At 61.0% G+C, this 18664-nt stretch carries 12 protein-coding genes and 2 pseudogenes; 13 read left to right on the top strand and 1 reads right to left on the bottom strand.

Annotated features, from left to right (window positions below; translation table 11 throughout):
• The first annotated feature begins 141 nt into the window (after window positions 1-141).
• From ACP7D9_RS12195 to ACP7D9_RS12210, 4 genes and pseudogenes are all read left to right on the top strand, one after another.
• Window positions 142-537 carry a YbaN family protein gene (locus ACP7D9_RS12195; protein WP_101155789.1) on the top strand — a complete coding sequence of 132 codons (396 nt, stop codon included), beginning with the start codon at window positions 142-144 and terminating at the stop codon, window positions 535-537.
• Between the two features lie 464 nt (window positions 538-1001).
• Window positions 1002-1961: pseudogene (locus ACP7D9_RS12200) on the top strand (chemotaxis protein); the annotation flags it as partial.
• A 378-nt stretch (window positions 1962-2339) separates the two neighbouring features.
• Window positions 2340-2867: pseudogene (locus tag ACP7D9_RS12205) on the top strand (methyl-accepting chemotaxis protein); the annotation flags it as partial.
• 173 nt (window positions 2868-3040) lie between these two features.
• On the top strand, window positions 3041-4387 hold the full coding sequence (locus ACP7D9_RS12210; protein WP_426157653.1) for a CoA transferase: 1347 nt from the start codon (window positions 3041-3043) through the stop codon (window positions 4385-4387).
• A gap of 107 nt (window positions 4388-4494) precedes the next feature.
• On the opposite strand, the gene arcD (ACP7D9_RS12215) is transcribed toward ACP7D9_RS12210, so the two are convergent.
• Window positions 4495-5922, bottom strand: a complete 1428-nt coding sequence (gene arcD / locus ACP7D9_RS12215) for an arginine-ornithine antiporter (protein ID WP_426157655.1) — start codon at window positions 5920-5922, stop codon at window positions 4495-4497.
• A gap of 437 nt (window positions 5923-6359) precedes the next feature.
• Between arcD (ACP7D9_RS12215) and arcD (ACP7D9_RS12220) the strand changes: the two genes are divergently transcribed.
• The 9 genes from arcD (ACP7D9_RS12220) to ACP7D9_RS12260 all read left to right on the top strand — a co-directional run bounded on the left by arcD (ACP7D9_RS12220) (window position 6360) and on the right by ACP7D9_RS12260 (window position 18625).
• Window positions 6360-7787, top strand: a complete 1428-nt coding sequence (gene arcD, locus ACP7D9_RS12220) for an arginine-ornithine antiporter (protein WP_397479170.1) — start codon at window positions 6360-6362, stop codon at window positions 7785-7787.
• Between the two features lie 34 nt (window positions 7788-7821).
• Window positions 7822-9078 (top strand): arginine deiminase, encoded by a 1257-nt coding sequence (arcA, locus tag ACP7D9_RS12225; RefSeq protein WP_101155779.1) that lies wholly within the window; start codon window positions 7822-7824, stop codon window positions 9076-9078.
• A gap of 69 nt (window positions 9079-9147) precedes the next feature.
• On the top strand, window positions 9148-10158 hold the full coding sequence (locus ACP7D9_RS12230; protein WP_101155777.1) for an ornithine carbamoyltransferase: 1011 nt from the start codon (window positions 9148-9150) through the stop codon (window positions 10156-10158).
• A gap of 137 nt (window positions 10159-10295) precedes the next feature.
• Window positions 10296-11225 (top strand): carbamate kinase, encoded by a 930-nt coding sequence (gene arcC / locus ACP7D9_RS12235; RefSeq protein WP_426157658.1) that lies wholly within the window; start codon window positions 10296-10298, stop codon window positions 11223-11225.
• A gap of 62 nt (window positions 11226-11287) precedes the next feature.
• Complete coding sequence (locus ACP7D9_RS12240) at window positions 11288-11650, top strand: DUF5064 family protein (protein ID WP_101155773.1); 363 nt, start codon at window positions 11288-11290, stop codon at window positions 11648-11650.
• A 208-nt stretch (window positions 11651-11858) separates the two neighbouring features.
• Window positions 11859-13367, top strand: a complete 1509-nt coding sequence (locus ACP7D9_RS12245; protein ID WP_101155769.1) for a sigma-54-dependent transcriptional regulator — start codon at window positions 11859-11861, stop codon at window positions 13365-13367.
• A 425-nt stretch (window positions 13368-13792) separates the two neighbouring features.
• Complete coding sequence (gene gcvH / locus ACP7D9_RS12250) at window positions 13793-14176, top strand: glycine cleavage system protein GcvH (protein WP_039758162.1); 384 nt, start codon at window positions 13793-13795, stop codon at window positions 14174-14176.
• 11 nt (window positions 14177-14187) lie between these two features.
• Window positions 14188-17040, top strand: a complete 2853-nt coding sequence (gcvP, locus tag ACP7D9_RS12255) for an aminomethyl-transferring glycine dehydrogenase (protein WP_426157661.1) — start codon at window positions 14188-14190, stop codon at window positions 17038-17040.
• A 208-nt stretch (window positions 17041-17248) separates the two neighbouring features.
• Window positions 17249-18625, top strand: coding sequence for an L-serine ammonia-lyase (locus tag ACP7D9_RS12260; RefSeq protein WP_426157663.1), 1377 nt, complete (start codon window positions 17249-17251; stop codon window positions 18623-18625).
• Window positions 18626-18664: the final 39 nt, after the last annotated feature.

Genomic DNA, 18664 nt, shown 5'->3' on the forward strand with positions numbered 1-18664 from the left:
TAACCGTGTAGGAGCTGCCGAAGGCTGCGATCTTTTGATCTTCACAAGCAACATCAAAAGATTGCAGCCTTCGGCAGCTCCTACAGGAGTCTGCGTAAGTCTGTAAGATCCCCGTTCCGCTTCGGAAGCCGCCGCTGAGCCATGCCCGCACCCGCCCCCTCAAAACTTGCCCGCCTGCTGTTCGGCCTGCTCGCCTACGTCAGCCTCGGCATTGGCCTGATCGCCATCGTCGTGCCCGGTCTGCCGACCACCGAGTTCATCCTTCTTGCCGCGTGGGCGGCGACTCGCAGTTCGCCGCGCCTGAGTGCCTGGCTGGAAAACCATCGCCTGTTCGGGCCGATCTTGGGCAACTGGCGCAACGGCAGAATCATCGCGCGCAAGGCCAAGGTCAGCGCCACCGTCAGCATGCTGCTGTGCGCAACATTGATGCTGGTGCTGCTCGACCACGGCTGGCCGATCTATCTGGCGATTGCCGGCATGGCGCTGGGCAATCTGTGGATCTGGTCACGCCCGGAGAACCTTCCCGCGGCACACTGAAACATCCCTGTAATTAATCGCCTTTTCAGCACAATCCCCTGCGCAAACGTTTAGCACTGACCGTTCGTCGGCAGCGGCCTCATGCCGTCTCGTTGCGCGCCGATGAGCAGACATGGCGCTGAATGGATTTGGCGAACCGGGTAGTTCATTTGCCCGACAGTCACTTTTCTTATCCATTTACGAGACGCCCGATGTTCGACTCTCTCTCCATTCGCCTGAAAATCGTCCTGCTCTCCGGCCTGTGCCTGCTCGGAGTGGTGGCGCTTATTGTCAGCATGAACATTTACCAGACCAACCAGAACGACGTACTGGTCAGTCAATCCAGCAACCAGCTGCTCACCGCCAGCGTGCAAAACCTGCTGCAGGCCAAAGCCGCCGAACAAGCGGTGCGGGTGCAGAAAACCTTTGGCGAAAGCCTGTTGGTGGTCACCGCCCTCGCCGACCAGATCAAGGACCTGCGGACGATGGCGGCCAAGCGTTCGCTCGAAGCCGGCGCAGTCCGCGAAGAGTTGAACCAGCACCTGAAAACCGCCTTCGAACGCAACGATAAAGTGCTGGGCATCTGGCTGGCCTTCGAACCCGACGGCCTTGACGGCAAGGACAGCGAATTCGTCGATGACACCGCGCGCCAGTCCAACGAAGCAGGGCGCTTCGCCACCTACTGGAGCCGCGCCGGCGGCGCCGCGCTGAATACGATCATGGTCGAAGACGACCTGACCAAGACCACCCTCAGCGTCAGCGGCACCCCCTACAACAGTTGGTACACCTGCCCTCGCGACAACAAGCGCACCTGCCTGCTCGATCCGTATGCCGATACCGTCGGTGACAAGGAAATGCTCATGACGACCATTTCCGTGCCCGTGATGGTCGACGGCAAGGCGATAGGCGTGGTCGGTGTCGACATCGCCCTCGACGCCCTGCAAGCCGCCGCGGTCGACTCGCAACGCAGCCTGTTCAACAACGCCGGGCACATGCTGATCGTTTCCGGCAGCGGGGTGCTGGCGGCCGACAGTGCTGACGCAACGCGGGTCGGCAAAAAAATCAGCGACACCCTCGGCGCCGACGGCAAGGATGTGTTGCAACTGGTGGGCAGCGGCACAGCGAAAATTCTTGAACAGGGCGATTTGATTCGTGCGGTTTACCCGGTCGATCCGATCGGCAATTCGCGCGCCTGGGGCGTGGTCATCGACCTGCCCGAGCACGTGCTGCTGGCCGATTCGGTGAAGTTGCAAGCGGTGCTCGACGATGCCCAACAGACCGGCGTGATCACCGCCCTGCTGGTGGCTGGCGTGGCTGGCCTGGTCGGCCTGCTGCTGATCTGGCTCACCGCCTCCGGCGTCACGCGTCCGATCAACAGCGTCGCTGACATGCTGAAAAACATCGCCAGCGGCGAAGGCGATCTGACCCAGCGCCTGAACTACAGCAAGAAAGACGAACTGGGCGAACTGGTGAACTGGTTCAACCGCTTCCTCGACAAGCTGCAGCCGACCATCGCACAGATCAAACAGAGCATCACCGAGGCGCGCGGCACGGCCGATCAGTCGTCGGAAATTGCCCGCCAGACCAGCGAAGGCATGCAGGTGCAGTTCCGCGAAATCGATCAGGTCGCCACGGCCTCCAACGAAATGAGCGCCACCGCCCACGACGTCGCCAACAGTGCTTCGAACGCGGCCAACGCCGCCAAGGGTGCTGATCAGTCAGCGAAGGACGGCATGGCGATCATCGAGCGCAGCACTCGCGACATCAATCAGCTGGCCGATGAAGTCAGCAAAGCGGTGACCGAGGTCGAAGCGCTGGCGGTCAACAGCGAGCAGATCGGTTCGGTGCTGGAAGTGATTCGCAGCATCGCCGAACAGACCAACCTGCTGGCCCTCAACGCCGCCATCGAAGCCGCCCGCGCCGGCGAGAGCGGTCGCGGCTTTGCCGTGGTCGCCGACGAAGTGCGCAACCTCGCCAAGCGCACGCAGGATTCAGTGGAAGAAATCCGCATCGTCATCGAACGCATCCAGACCGGCACGCGCGGCGTGGTCGCGACCATGCACTCGAGCCAGACCCAGGCGCACAACAACGCCGGGCAGATTCGTCACGCCGTCGATGCGCTGGGCAGGATCAGCGACGCGGTGACGGTGATCAGCGACATGAACCTGCAGATCGCCAGCGCCGCCGAAGAGCAGAGCGCGGTGGCCGAAGAGGTCAACCGCAACGTCTCGGCGATTCGCACCGTGACCGAGACCCTGACCGAGCAGGCCACTGAATCGGCCGCGATCAGCAGCCAGCTCAACAGCCTGGCGAGCCAGCAGATGAAATTGATGGATCAGTTTCGCGTGTAGTTCCCCTCTGATCGTTCCCACGCTCTGCGTGGGAATGTAGCCCGGGACGCTCTGCGTCCCAAGCGAAAGCCGGAACGCGGAGCGTCCCTTGAGGCATTCCCACGCAGAGCGTGGGAACGATCTTGCGGGTGTCTTTTGCACTATCATCGCCCTCTCGCTCCGGAGGGTTTTCGATGACTGATTTGCACACGTCCATCCAAACCGCACTCGACCTGCCCCGCACGCCGGCCCCGTTCATCGGTGACGGCGCCCTGCCCTCGGCGTTCGCCGTCACCGATCTGGCCTGCGCCAGCATTGCGGCTGCCGGTCAAGCAGTCGGCGAATTGCTTCATCAGCAAACCGGGCAATTGTCGGCCGTTGCGGTCGACCGCCGTCTGGCCTCGTTCTGGTTCTCCACCTCGCTTCGCCCGATCGGCTGGCAGGTTCCGCCGCTGTGGGATGCGATCGCCGGCGACTATGCGAGCCGAGATGGCTGGATCCGTCTGCACACCAACGCCCCGCATCACCGCGCCGCCGCTGAACGCGTGCTCGGTGCCTGCGCCGACCGCGCCGCGATGGCGGCGAAAGTCGCCCAGTGGGCGAGCGCGGATCTCGAGCAGGCGGTGGTCGACGCCAAGGGCTGCGCCGCCGAGATGCGCAGTTGGCCGCAGTGGCAGCAGCATCCGCAGGGTCTGGCGGTGAATGCCGAACCGTTGGTGGATTTCATTGAGCAGACGGACGAAAAACGCGTCGTATGGCAAGGCTCGATCGCTCGGCCCCTGGCCGGGATCAAGGTGCTCGACCTGACCCGCGTCCTCGCCGGCCCCACCGCCAGTCGTTTTCTCGCTGGCCTCGGCGCCAACGTGCTGCGCCTCGATCCACCGAGCTGGAACGAACCCGGTGTGGTCCCGGAAATGACCGTCGGCAAACGCTGCGCGCGGCTGGATCTGCAAGTGCCAGCGGATCGCGCAGTGTTTGAGGGCTTATTAAAAGATGCTGACATTCTCCTGCACGGCTATCGCGCCGATGCGCTGGAACATCTCGGGTTTGGAGTTGAACGCCGTCGGCAACTGGCACCGGGGCTGATCGACGTCTGCCTCAATGCCTACGGCTGGAGCGGCCCCTGGCGGAATCGCCGAGGCTTCGACAGTCTGGTGCAAATGAGCAGCGGCATCGCCGAGGCCGGACAGCGTTGCACGCACAGCGATAAACCGACGCCACTGCCGGTGCAGGCGCTGGACCATGCGACCGGTTATCTGATGGCGGCGAGTGCGCTCAGATTGCTGACGGCGCGATTGGCCAACGGTCGCGGGGGTTCGGCGCGGTTGTCGCTGGCGCGTACGGCGAAACTGTTGATCGAGCATGGGCCGGGGATACTTGATCCGTTGCGGGCCGAAGACGCGCTGGATCAGGATCCGGCGATTGAACAGACCGCGTGGGGCCCGGCGAGGAGGTTGCGCGTGCCGGTGCAGATCAGCGGGACGGCGGTGCAATGGAATTGGCCGGCCGCCGAATTGGGGTCACATCAAGCGCAGTGGTGATTTTGAGGCCGCCTTCGCGAGCAAGCCCGCTCCCACATGGATTAGCGTAGTCCTGTGGGAGCGGGCTTGCTCGCGAAGGGGCCGGAGCAGCCAAAGCAACACTCCGATCACAGACTCAAAACCCCGCTATACAACCCATAAGCCGCCAGCCCTGCGCCAATTATCACGCAGGCAAAAATCCCTTTTTCCACCGTGGTAAAAACCGGCTGGCCCTGTTCATGTTTGGCCTTGGCAAACAGAATCACCCCCGGCGCATACAGCAGCGCCGACAGCAGCAGATATTTCACTCCCCCGGCATACAACAACCACACCGCGTAAACCAATGCGATACCGCCTATCAGCAAATCCTTGGTGCGCTCGGCCGAGGCGTGTTCGTAAGTTTCGCCGCGCCCGCTGAGCAGCACTGCGTAGGCCGCCGACCACAGGTACGGCACCAGAATCATCGACGAAGCCAGATAGATCAGACTGGTGTAAGTGCCCGCCGAGAACAGCGTGATCAGCAGGAAAATCTGGATCATCGCGTTGGTCAGCCACAGCGCGTTGACCGGCACATGGTTCTTGTTTTCCTTCTTGAGAAACGCCGGCATGGTCTTGTCCTTGGCCGTGGCGAAAAGAATTTCCGCGCACAGCAAGGCCCAGGACAACAACGCGCCCAACAAGGAAATTGCCAACCCGATGCTGATCAGCAACGCGCCCCACGGCCCGACGATGTGCTCAAGCACCGCTGCCAGTGAAGGGTTCTGCAGGTTGGCCAGTTCCGGCTGGCTCATGATCCCCAGCGACAGCACATTGACCAGCACCAGCAGCGCCAGCACGCCGATAAAACCGATGACCGTGGCGCGGCCGACGTCGCTGCGTTTCTCCGCGCGGGCCGAGTAGACGCTGGCGCCTTCGATGCCGATGAACACGAACACGGTGACCAACATCATATTGCGCACCTGGTCCATCACCCCGCCGAAGTTCGGGTTGCTGCGGCCCCAGATGTCGCGGGTGAAGACGTCAGCCTTGAACGCCACGGCCGCGATGACGATGAACATGATCAGCGGCACGACCTTGGCCACGGTCGTCACCTGGTTGATCAGCGCCGCCTCCTTGATCCCGCGCATCACCAGAAAATGCACTGCCCACAACAGCACCGAGGCGCAGCCGATGGCGATCGGCGTGTTGCCCTGGCCGAACACCGGAAAGAAATCGCCGAGGGTGCTGAACAGCAAGACGAAATAGCCGACGTTGCCCAGCCAGGCGCTGATCCAGTAACCCCACGCCGACGAGAAACCCATGTAATCGCCGAATCCGGCCTTGGCGTAGGCATAGACGCCCGAGTCCAGTTCCGGTTTGCGATTGGCCAGGGTCTGAAAGACGAACGCCAGCGTCAGCATGCCGATTGCGGTGATGCCCCAACCGATCAGTATCGCCCCGGCGTCGGCGCGCGCGGCCATGTTCTGCGGCAGGGAAAAAATTCCCCCGCCAATCATCGACCCCACCACCAGCGCGATCAACGCACCAAGGCGCAGCTTTTGCGTCGGTTGCGACATGCAGATCTCCTTGAACAGCCGCTGTTGTTTATCTGTAACAACAGCTGACTAAAAAAGCTAAGAGTAGATGACGTTTATCAGGTAACGCCGAGATACGCACACTTATATATAGCTGATGACGATAACGCGTAGCACGTTAAGTCTGTTTTGTGCGCTGATCCTGATAATTCAATTCTGTACTGAAAAATGATGACGGACATTTGCCAAACGCGGAAAAGCAACTAGCGTCATAGTTCGAAAGCATTAATAGCTATTCCCAATCACGTTACCAAAACGGCTCTGTCTCGGGCCTTTCAGACGACAGCGTTATGCCCGCAACGGGTCGATAAGTCATTCATTAACAATGGAATGTGACCATGCACTGATCCAAGTCAGCTATTCGAACAGACAACAGTACTAGGCTGTGAGCTCTCCTTTCCTGCAATGGAGTCATGCAAATGTCTGAAGCGCCCGGAAAACTAAGACTCGGTGCACTGGTTGCACTGGTAGTCGGTTCAATGATTGGCGGCGGGATATTTTCGTTGCCACAAAACATGGCTGCCAGCGCCGACGTCGGTGCAGTGCTGATCGGCTGGGCCATCACCGCCGTCGGCATGCTCACCCTCGCTTTCGTCTTTCAGACCCTCGCCAATCGCAAGCCTGATCTGGACGGCGGTGTCTACGCCTACGCCAAGGCCGGATTCGGCGACTACATGGGTTTCTCGTCGGCCTGGGGTTACTGGATCAGCGCCTGGCTGGGCAACGTCGGCTACTTCGTTCTGCTGTTCAGCACCCTCGGCTACTTCTTTCCGATCTTCGGCGAAGGCAACACGCCGGCGGCAGTGATCGGCGCGTCGCTGCTGCTGTGGGGCGTGCATTTCCTGGTGCTGCGCGGGATCAAGGAAGCGGCGTTCATCAACCTGGTGACCACCGTCGCCAAGGTCGTGCCACTGGTGCTGTTCGTGCTGATCGCCATCTTCGCATTCAGACTGGACATCTTCACTGCTGACATCTGGGGTGTGAAAAACCCCGATCTGGGCAGCGTCATGAACCAGGTGCGCAACATGATGCTGGTCACCGTCTGGGTGTTCATCGGCATCGAGGGCGCGAGCATCTTCTCCGCCCGCGCCGAGAAACGCTCGGACGTCGGCAAGGCCACCGTGATCGGCTTTATCACCGTGCTGCTGTTTCTGGTGCTGGTCAACGTGCTGTCGCTGGGCATCATGACCCAGCCGGAACTGGCGAAACTGCAGAACCCGTCGATGGCCGCCGTGCTTGAACACGTGGTCGGTCACTGGGGCGCGGTGTTGATCAGCGTCGGCCTGATCATCTCGCTGCTGGGGGCGTTGCTGTCATGGGTGCTGCTGTGTGCGGAGATCATGTTCGCCGCCGCCAAAGACCACACCATGCCGGAGTTTCTGCGCAAGGAAAACGCCAACCACGTGCCGGTCAACGCCCTGTGGCTGACCAACGCAATGGTGCAGGTGTTCCTGATCATCACGCTGTTTTCGGCCAGCACTTACCTGTCGCTGATCTACCTCGCCACGTCGATGATTCTGGTGCCGTACCTGTGGTCGGCGGCCTATGCGCTGCTGCTGGCGGTACGCGGCGAGAGCTACCAAGGGTTTGCCGCCGAGCGACGCAAGGATCTGATCATCGGCGGTATCGCACTGATCTATGCGGTGTGGTTGTTGTACGCCGGCGGGGTCAAGTACCTGCTGCTGTCGGCCCTGCTCTATGCGCCCGGCGCGATCCTGTTCGCCAAGGCCAAGCTGGAACTCAAACAACCGGTTTTCACCAACGTCGAGAAGCTGATTTTCGCCGCAGTGGTCATAGGCGCCGTGGTGGCGGCCTACGGTCTCTACGATGGCTTCCTGACGCTGTAACCCCTGATTGATTGTCATCTGGAGGAACACAGAAATGACCACGGAAAAAGTGAAGTACGGCGTCCATTCCGAAGCCGGGAAACTGCGTAAAGTCATGGTTTGCTCCCCAGGTCTGGCCCATCAGCGGCTGACCCCGAACAACTGCGATGAACTGCTGTTCGACGACGTGCTGTGGGTGGCGCAGGCCAAGCGCGACCACTTCGATTTCGTCACCAAGATGCGCGAGCGCGGCATCGACGTGGTGGAAATGCACAACCTGCTGACCGACATCGTCGCCATTCCCGAAGCGCTGGACTGGATCCTTGAACGCAAGGTGACGGCCGATTCAGTGGGCCTGGGCCTGATCAGTGAAGTGAAATCCTGGCTGAAAAGCCTCGAGCCACGACACATCGCCGAATTCCTGATTGGCGGCGTCTCGGCCGATGATTTGCCGGACAGCTTCGGTGGCAAGACCATCCAGATGTTCCGCGACTTCCTCGGCCACTCCAGCTTCATCCTGCCGCCGCTGCCCAACACCCAGTTCACCCGCGACACCACTTGCTGGATCTACGGTGGCGTGACGTTGAACCCGATGTACTGGCCGGCGCGCCGTCAGGAAACCCTGCTGACCACCGCCATCTATAAATTCCATCCGCAATTCACCAACGCCGAATTCGAGATCTGGTACGGCGACCCGGACAAGGATCACGGCAACTCCACGCTCGAGGGCGGCGACGTCATGCCGATTGGCAACGGCGTGGTGCTGATCGGCATGGGCGAACGCTCATCGCGTCAGGCCATCGGCCAACTGGCGCTGAACCTGTTCAAGAACAAGGCAGTGGAAAAAGTCATCGTCGCCGGCCTGCCGAAATCCCGCGCAGCGATGCACCTGGACACGGTGTTCAGCTTCTGCGATCGCGACCTGGTGACGATCTTCCCGGAAGTGGTCAACCAGATCGTCGCCTTCACCCTGCGCCCTGACGAAAGCAAACAGGGCGGCATCGACATCCGCCGCGAAGAAGGCAGTTTCCTCGACACCGTCGCAGCGGCGCTCAACCTGCCGAAACTGCGCGTGGTGGAAACCGGCGGCAACAGCTTCGCCGCCGAACGCGAGCAATGGGACGACGGCAACAACGTGGTGGCGATGGAGCCCGGCGTGGTTATCGGTTACGACCGCAACACTTACACCAACACCCTGCTGCGCAAGGCTGGCGTGGAGGTCATCACCATCAGCGCCGGCGAACTCGGTCGCGGCCGTGGCGGCGGCCACTGCATGACCTGCCCGATCATCCGCGACCCGATCGATTACTAAACGACCGTCTCCCCGGCCGCACTTATCCCGTAGCGGCCGGGCCGATTACCGAATCCAAGGAGAATCATCATGGCGTTTAACATTCACAACCGTAATCTGCTCAGCCTGGAACACCACACCCCCCGTGAGCTGCGTTACCTGCTCGACCTGTCCCGCGATCTGAAACGCGCGAAATACACCGGCACCGAGCAACAACATCTGAAGGGCAACAACATCGCCCTGATCTTCGAAAAAACCTCGACCCGCACCCGTTGCGCGTTCGAAGTCGCGGCCTATGACCAAGGCGCCAACGTCACCTACATCGACCCGAACTCTTCGCAGATCGGCCACAAGGAAAGCATGAAGGACACCGCCCGCGTGCTCGGGCGCATGTACGACGCGATCGAGTACCGTGGTTTCAAACAGGAAATCGTCGAGGAACTGGCCAAGTTTGCCGGCGTGCCGGTGTTCAACGGCCTGACCGATGAATATCACCCGACCCAAATGATCGCCGACGTGCTGACCATGCGTGAACACGCTGACAAGCCGATCCATGAAATCAGCTACGCCTACCTGGGCGACGCGCGCAACAACATGGGTAACTCGCTGCTGCTGATCGGCGCCAAACTGGGCATGGACGTGCGCATTTGCGCGCCGAAAGCGCTGTGGCCGCTCGACGATCTGGTGGCGCGCTGCAAACAGTACGGCGAGGAAAGCGGTGCGCGCATCACCCTCACCGAAGATCCGAAAGAAGCGGTCAAAGGCGTTGACTTCATTCACACCGACGTCTGGGTATCGATGGGCGAACCGGTCGAGGCCTGGGCCGAGCGCATTCAGCAACTGCTGCCGTATCAGGTCAACGCCGAGCTGATGAAAGCCACCGGCAACCCGCGCACCAAGTTCATGCATTGTCTGCCGGCCTTCCACAACAGCGATACCAAAGTCGGCAAGCAGATTGCCGAGCAGTATCCGCACCTGAAAAACGGCATCGAAGTGACCGACGACGTGTTCGAGTCGCCGGCCTGCATCGCCTTCGAGCAAGCGGAAAACCGCATGCACACGATCAAGGCGATTCTGGTCTCGACCCTGGCTGATCTCTAACTGGCTGAAGATGATCGTTCCCACGCTCCGCGTGGGAATGCATCCCGTGACGCTCTGCGTCACAGCGCACGCAGAGCGTCCGTGGCGGCATTCCCACGCAGAAGGTGGGAACGATCAATACGAAAAGGACATGCACCATGCGTATCGTCGTAGCCCTGGGCGGTAACGCCCTGCTCCGCCGTGGTGAGCCGATGACCGCTGACAACCAGCGCGCCAACATCCGCATCGCCACCGAGCAAATCGCCAAGATCCATCCCGGCAACCAACTGGTCATCGCCCACGGCAATGGCCCGCAAGTCGGCCTGCTGTCATTGCAAGCGGCGGCCTACACGTCCGTCACCCCGTACCCGCTGGACGTGCTCGGCGCCGAAACCGAAGGCATGATCGGCTACATCATCGAACAGGAACTGGGCAATCTGCTCGACTTCGAAGTGCCATTCGCCACCTTGCTGACCCAGGTCGAAGTCGACGCCAACGACCCAGCCTTCAAGAACCCGACCAAGCCGATCGGCCCGGTGTACGAGAAAGCCGAAGCGGAAAAACTCGCCGCCGAGAAAGGCTGGGCGATTGCTGCCGATGGCGACAAATTCCGCCGCGTCGTCGCCAGTCCACGGCCGAAACGCATCTTCGAAATCCGCCCGATCAAATGGCTGCTGGACAAGGGCAGCATCGTCATTTGCGCAGGTGGCGGCGGCATTCCGACCATGTACGACGAGAACCGCAATCTCAAAGGGATTGAGGCGGTGATCGACAAGGATCTGTGCTCCTCGCTGCTCGCCGAGCAACTGGAAGCCGACCTGCTGGTGATCGCCACAGACGTCAACGCGGCTTTTATCGACTATGGCAAACCAACCCAGAAAGCCATCGCCCAAGCGCACCCGGACGAACTCGAACGCCTCGGTTTCGCCGCCGGCTCCATGGGGCCGAAGGTGCAGGCAGCCTGCGAATTCGCGCGCCATACTGGCAAGGTTGCGGTGATCGGTTCGCTGGCCGATATCGAAGCCATCGTTCAGGGCACCGCCGGTACGCGGGTCAGCACGGCGAAGCCGGGGATCAGCTACCGATAACAATAAACACCGGAGCAGGCTCAAGGCCTGCTTCGCTCCCATGCCTTGAAAGGAGTAGCTCAATGGCCCAGTTCGAACCCGGTCATCTGCACATCGAGCGGCACGCGTTGACCGATGATGACGTCAATTACAACGTCAGCCTCGACTATGAAGTGTTCACCGACCCGCAGAAAGGCAAGGGGATTCAGTTCATCCTGCACGGCAGCATGCAGGGCAAGGACATGAAGGAGACGTTTTTCCTGCCCAAGGAAGAGGCCTACAACTTCGCCCGCGATGTCACGCGCATTGCCGAGAAATACGGGATTCCCAAGACCCACAGCCAGATCGGCTCGGTGCACAAGCACTACGACCTGATGTTTGAAGACATTCGGCAGAAGTTGAATATGCACTCCGGGGATCCGGTCAATCCCGAGCATTTCGAATAACCCGAGTCCACCACAACCTCCTGTGGGAGCGGGCTTGCTCGCGAAAGCGGTGTATCAGTAACGAAAATATCGACTGACACACCGCCTTCGCGAGCAAGCCCGCTCCCACAGGGCATTATGTTGTGACGAAAGTCGCCGCAGATTTCATCATTAGCCCGCCCCAAGGCATACTTGCCCCCCTCCGCACTGCAGATCACTGAACCGCCCCATGCGTATCCACGTCAGCTTCATCGACCGCGTCGGCATCACCCAGGAAGTCCTGGCTATCCTCGGTGGGCGCAATCTCAATCTGGATGCGGTGGAGATGATCCCGCCGAACGTCTACATCGACGCGCCGACCCTCAGCCCGCAAGTGCTCGAAGAACTCAAAGATGCGCTGTTTCGCGTACTTGGCGTGGAAGCGGTGACCGTGGTCGATATCCTGCCTGGCCAGCGTCGGCACTTGCAGCTCGATGCGTTGCTCGCGGCGATGACCGACCCGGTGCTGGCCCTCGACAGCGCCGGCAAGGTGCTGCTGGCCAACCCGGCGCTGATTGCCTTGTACGGTCGCGAACCGGCCGGGGAAAGTGTGGCGCAATTGTTCAACGATCCGGCACTGCTCGACACCTTGCTGGAACAGGGCTTTCGCCTGCCGCTGCGCGAGATCACCGTCAACGGCCAGACCCTGTTACTCGACGCCACGCCGATCACCGACGCCGGCGCCCTGCTGACTCTCTATCAACCGAACCGCATCGGCGAACAGCTATCGGCACTGCATCATGATCACGCCGAAGGCTTCGACGCCCTGCTCGGCGAGTCCCCGGCGATTCGCACACTCAAGGCCCGTGCGCAACGGGTCGCGGCCCTTGATGCGCCGTTGTTGATCCAAGGCGAGACCGGCACCGGCAAAGAACTGGTGGCTCGCGCCTGCCACGCCATCAGTGCGCGGCACAGCGCTCCGTTTCTCGCACTCAACTGCGCGGCACTGCCGGAAAACCTTGCCGAAAGCGAACTGTTTGGCTACGCCCCTGGTGCCTTCACTGGCGCGGCGCGCGGCGGTAAACCGGGGCTGATGGAGCTGGCCAACCAGGGCACGGTATTTCTCGATGAGATCGGCGAGATGTCACCGTACTTGCAGGCTAAATTGCTGCGTTTTCTGAACGACGGCAGCTTCCGCCGTGTGGGCGGTGATCGCGAAGTGAAGGTCAACGTGCGCATCCTCAGCGCGACCCATCGCGATCTGGAAAAAATGGTCAGCGAAGGCCTGTTCCGCGAAGACCTGTTCTACCGCCTCAACGTGCTAAACGTAGAAGTGCCACCGCTGCGTGAACGTGGTCAGGACATTCTGCTGTTGGCGCGGTATTTCATGCAGCAGGCCTGTGCACAGATCCAGCGCCCGGTCTGTCGCCTGGCTCCGGGGACGTATCCGGCGCTGCTCGGCAATCGCTGGCCGGGCAATGTGCGGCAATTGCAGAACGTGATTTTCCGTGCCGCGGCGATTTGCGAGAGCAGCCTGGTCGATATCGGTGACCTCGACATCGCCGGCACCTCGGTGGCTCGGCAGGCCGACTCCGACGTTGAAAGCCTCGAACAGGCGGTTGAATCGTTCGAAAGAGAACTGCTGGAAAAGCTCTACGTCAGCTACCCCTCGACCCGGCAACTGGCGAGCCGCTTGCAGACCTCACACACCGCCATCGCACATCGATTGCGCAAATACGGCATTCCCAACAAACCGTAAGCCGAACGCGGACAAACATGTGGGAGCGGGCTTGAACGCGAATGCGGTCGGTCGTTCGACACTAATGCCGACTGATCTGACGCCTTCGCGAGCAAGCCCGCTCCCACAGGGGTTTGAAATTTGTTCAAAAGCGACGTCCACCTGTACCGAAAGCGCTACAGCGGAACGATATCGCTACACCCGCCTATGACCAGCGCTGTGCAACGCTTTGATCCCGCTCAGCTTTTTTCCCCGCCCCAAGCTGTAGCGATTTCGCTACAGCTGATACAGACCAGTAAATTACGAAACCTCTCAAGCTATTGATTTATATAGATAAATCAACCTTGGCCGCATTCTTGCTTCCTCTCTCCTCATCTATAAAGGGCTTCCCGCCCCCAAGCTTTCCACCGCGTCCACCAGACGAGTCTGGCCCCTGAGGAGTTTCCATGAGCGAGTTGCGTTTTACTGAAGATCACGAATGGCTGCGCACCGAAGCCGACGGCAGTGTCACTGTTGGCATCACCGCTTTCGCGCAGAACGCCCTGGGCGACGTGGTGTTCGTGCAACTGCCTGAGCTGCAGGCTTACGAAAAAGGCGCCGAAGCCGCCACCGTGGAATCGGTGAAAGCCGCCAGTGGCGTATACATGCCGCTTGATGGCGACGTGCTGGAAGTCAACCCGGCGCTGCAAGATGCCCCGGAATTGGTCAACGAAGATCCGCTGGGCGAAGGCTGGTTCTTCCGCTTCCAGCCAAGCGACGCCGCCGCTGTCGGCAAACTGCTCGATCAGGATGCCTACGACCGTCTGATCAAAGCCCAAGCCGAAGCCTGAGGAAATACGCCATGACCGCCATCAATCTCGGCACCGCCAACGAATTCATCGCCCGTCACATCGGCCCGCGCGCCGGTGACGAGCAAGCCATGCTCAACAGCCTCGGCTTCGATTCACTTGAAGCCCTGAGCGCCAGCGTCATTCCGGAAAGCATCAAGGGCACCAGCGTGCTCGGCATGGACGACGGCCTCAGCGAAGCCGACGCTCTGGCGACGATCAAGTCCATCGCCGGCAAGAATCAGCTGTTCAAAACCTACATCGGCCAGGGCTATTACAACTGCCACACGCCGTCGCCGATTCTGCGCAACCTGCTGGAAAACCCTGCCTGGTACACCGCTTACACGCCGTACCAACCAGAAATTTCCCAGGGCCGTCTCGAAGCGCTGCTGAATTTCCAGACAATGATCAGCGACCTCACCGGCCTGCCGATCGCCAACGCATCCCTGCTCGACGAAGCCACCGCTGCTGCCGAAGCCATGACTTTCTGCAAACGCCTGAGCAAGAACAAGGGCAGCCACCAGTTCTTCGCCTCCATCCACAGCCACCCGCAAACCCTCGACGTGCTGCGCACCCGTGCCGAGCCCCTGGGCATCGACGTGGTCGTGGGCGATGAACGCGAACTGACTGACGTGACGCCGTTCTTCGGCGCGCTGCTGCAATACCCGGCGAGCAACGGTGATGTGTTCGACTACCGCGAACTGACCGAGCGTTTCCACGCCGCCAACGCTCTGGTGGCTGTGGCCGCAGACCTGCTGGCCCTGACGCTGCTGACCGCGCCGGGCGAGTTCGGCGCTGACGTCGCCATCGGTTCGGCGCAACGCTTCGGCGTGCCGCTGGGCTTCGGTGGCCCGCACGCTGCTTATTTCTCCACCAAAGATGCGTTCAAACGCGACATGCCGGGCCGGCTGGTCGGTGTCTCGGTTGACCGTTTCGGCAAGCCAGCCCTGCGTCTGGCAATGCAGACTCGCGAGCAACATATCCGTCGCGAGAAAGCCACCTCGAACATCTGCACCGCGCAGGTGCTGCTGGCCAACATCGCCAGCATGTACGCCGTGTATCACGGCCCGAAAGGCCTGACCCAGATCGCCAACCGCGTGCATCACTTGACCGCGATTCTGGCCAAGGGCCTGACCGCGCTGGGCCTGAGCGTTGAACAGCAAAGCTTCTTCGACACCCTGACCGTAGCCACCGGCGCGAACACCGCCGCGCTGCACGAGAAGGCTCACGCTGCGCAGATCAACCTGCGCGTCATTGATGCCGAACGTCTGGGCCTGTCGGTCGACGAAACCACTACGCAAGCCGATATCGAAACCCTGTGGGGCCTGTTCGCTGACGGCAAGACCCTGCCGGACTTCGCTGCGCTGGCCGCTTCGGTGCAGAGCACCATTCCTGCCTCGCTGGTTCGCCAGTCGCCAATCCTCAGCCACCCGGTGTTCAACCGTTATCACTCGGAAACCGAGCTGATGCGCTACCTGCGCAAACTGGCGGACAAAGACCTGGCGCTGGATCGCACCATGATCCCGTTGGGCTCGTGCACCATGAAACTCAACGCCGCCAGCGAAATGATCCCGGTGACCTGGGCCGAGTTCGGCGCGCTGCACCCGTTCGCCCCGGCCGCGCAAAGCGCTGGCTATCAGCAACTGACCGATGAGCTGGAAGCAATGCTCTGCGCCGCCACCGGTTACGACTCGATCTCGCTGCAACCGAACGCCGGTTCGCAAGGTGAATACGCAGGTCTCCTGGCGATCCGAGCCTACCACCAGAGCCGTGGTGATGAACGCCGCGACATCTGCCTGATCCCGTCGTCGGCCCACGGCACCAACCCTGCCACCGCGCAAATGGCTGGTATGCGCGTCGTGGTCACCGCTTGCGATGCCCGTGGCAATGTCGACATTGAGGACCTGCGCGCCAAAGCCCTCGAGCACCGCGAACACCTCGCCGCACTGATGATCACCTACCCGTCGACCCACGGCGTGTTCGAAGAAGGCATCCGCGAAATCTGCGCGATCATTCACGACAACGGCGGCCAGGTGTACATCGACGGCGCCAACATGAACGCCATGGTCGGTCTCTGCGCACCGGGCAAGTTCGGCGGCGACGTCTCGCACCTGAACCTGCACAAAACCTTCTGCATTCCTCACGGCGGTGGCGGCCCGGGCGTCGGCCCGATTGGCGTCAAGTCGCACCTGACCCCTTTCCTGCCGGGCCACGGCCAGATGGAACGCAAGGAAGGCGCAGTTTGCGCGGCACCGTTCGGCAGCGCGAGCATTCTGCCGATCACCTGGATGTACATCCGCATGATGGGCGGCGCCGGTCTGAAGCGCGCTTCGCAACTGGCGATTCTCAATGCCAACTACATTTCCCGTCGCCTCGAAGAGCACTATCCGGTGCTGTACACCGGCAGCAACGGCCTGGTGGCGCACGAGTGCATCCTCGATCTGCGTCCACTCAAAGACAGCAGCGGCATCAGCGTTGATGACGTCGCCAAGCGCCTGATCGACTTCGGTTTCCACGCCCCGACCATGTCGTTCCCGGTCGCTGGCACGCTGATGATCGAGCCGACCGAAAGCGAATCCAAAGAAGAACTGGACCGCTTCTGCGACGCGATGATCCGCATTCGCGAAGAAATCCGCGCAGTGGAAAACGGCACGCTGGACAAGGACGACAATCCACTGAAAAACGCCCCGCACACCGCAGCGGAACTGGTGGGCGAATGGACTCATCCATACAGCCGTGAGCAAGCGGTGTACCCGGTGGCGTCGCTGGTTGAAGGCAAATACTGGCCACCGGTCGGTCGTGTCGACAACGTCTTCGGTGATCGCAACCTGGTCTGCGCCTGCCCGTCGATCGAAAGCTACGCTTAAGGGAATGAGGGGCGGGTTTGCCTGCCCCGATTTTCAGCAACACCGCAGATCCAAATGTGGGAGCGGGCTTGCTCGCGAATACGGTGTGTCATGCAATATCGATGGCGACTGATACACCGCATTCGCGAGCAAGCCCGCTCCCACCGCAGATCTGTACCCAGCCTAATGCTTGCGCCAATTCCCATAACAAGAAACCGGAGAAACACTCATGTCGTTAAGCGTGTTCGACCTGTTCAAGATTGGTATCGGCCCCTCCAGCTCCCACACCGTCGGCCCGATGCGGGCGGCGGCGCGGTTCGTCGAAGGTTTGCGCCGTGAGAACCTGCTGACCGCCACTGCCAGCATTCGCGTCGAGCTGTACGGCTCGCTCGGTGCTACCGGCAAGGGCCACGGCAGCGACAAGGCCGTGTTGCTCGGCCTCGAAGGTGAGCACCCGGACACCGTCGACACCGAAACTGTCGCGGCGCGCCTGCAGGAGATTCGCGGCAACGGCCGACTGAATTTGCTGGGCGAGCACAGCATCGCCTTCAACGAGAAAGAGCATCTGGCCATGATTCGCAAACCGTTGGCCTACCACCCCAACGGCATGATCTTTCGCGCCTTCGATGCGGCGGGGCTGCAGGTTCGCACCCGTGAGTACTACTCGGTGGGCGGTGGTTTTGTCGTCGATGAGGATGCGGCCGGTGCCGACCGCATCGTCGAAGATGCCACGCCACTGACCTTCCCGTTCAAAAGTGCCAAGGACTTGCTTGGCCATTGCAGCACCTACGGTTTGTCGATCAGCCAGGTGATGCTGACCAACGAAAGCGCCTGGCGCCCGGAAGCAGAGACTCGCGCCGGGCTGCTGAAGATCTGGCAGGTCATGCAGGATTGCGTCGCCGCAGGATGCCGCAACGAAGGTATTTTGCCCGGTGGCCTGAAAGTGAAACGTCGGGCCGCAGCGCTGCATCGGCAGCTGTGTAAAAACCCGGAATCAGCATTGCGTGACCCGCTGTCCGTGCTCGACTGGGTCAACCTTTATGCATTGGCGGTCAACGAGGAAAACGCCAACGGCGGCCGCGTGGTGACTGCGCCCACCAATGGCGCGGCGGGGATCATTCCGGCGGTGCTGCATTACTACATGCGTTTTATCCCCGGGGCGAATGACGACGGCGTCGTACGTTTTCTCCTGACTGCTGCGGCCATCGGCATTCTTTACAAGGAAAACGCGTCGATCTCCGGCGCCGAAGTCGGTTGTCAGGGTGAAGTCGGTGTGGCCTGCTCCATGGCGGCCGGCGCCCTGTGCGAAGTGCTTGGCGGCAGCGTTCAGCAAGTCGAGAACGCTGCGGAAATCGGCATGGAACACAACCTCGGCCTGACCTGCGACCCGATCGGTGGCCTGGTGCAAGTCCCGTGCATCGAGCGCAACGCGATGGGTTCGGTGAAAGCCATTAATGCGGTGCGCATGGCCATGCGTGGCGACGGCCAGCATTTCGTTTCCCTCGACAAAGTCATCCGCACCATGCGCCAGACCGGCGCCGACATGAAAAGCAAATACAAGGAAACCGCCCGTGGCGGTTTGGCAGTCAACATTATCGAATGCTAATTAGCCCCCTCTCCCTGCAGGAGAGGATTGGGATGAATC

This window comes from Pseudomonas sp. TSRC2-2 (assembly GCF_049897785.1).
GTDB lineage: Bacteria > Pseudomonadota > Gammaproteobacteria > Pseudomonadales > Pseudomonadaceae > Aquipseudomonas.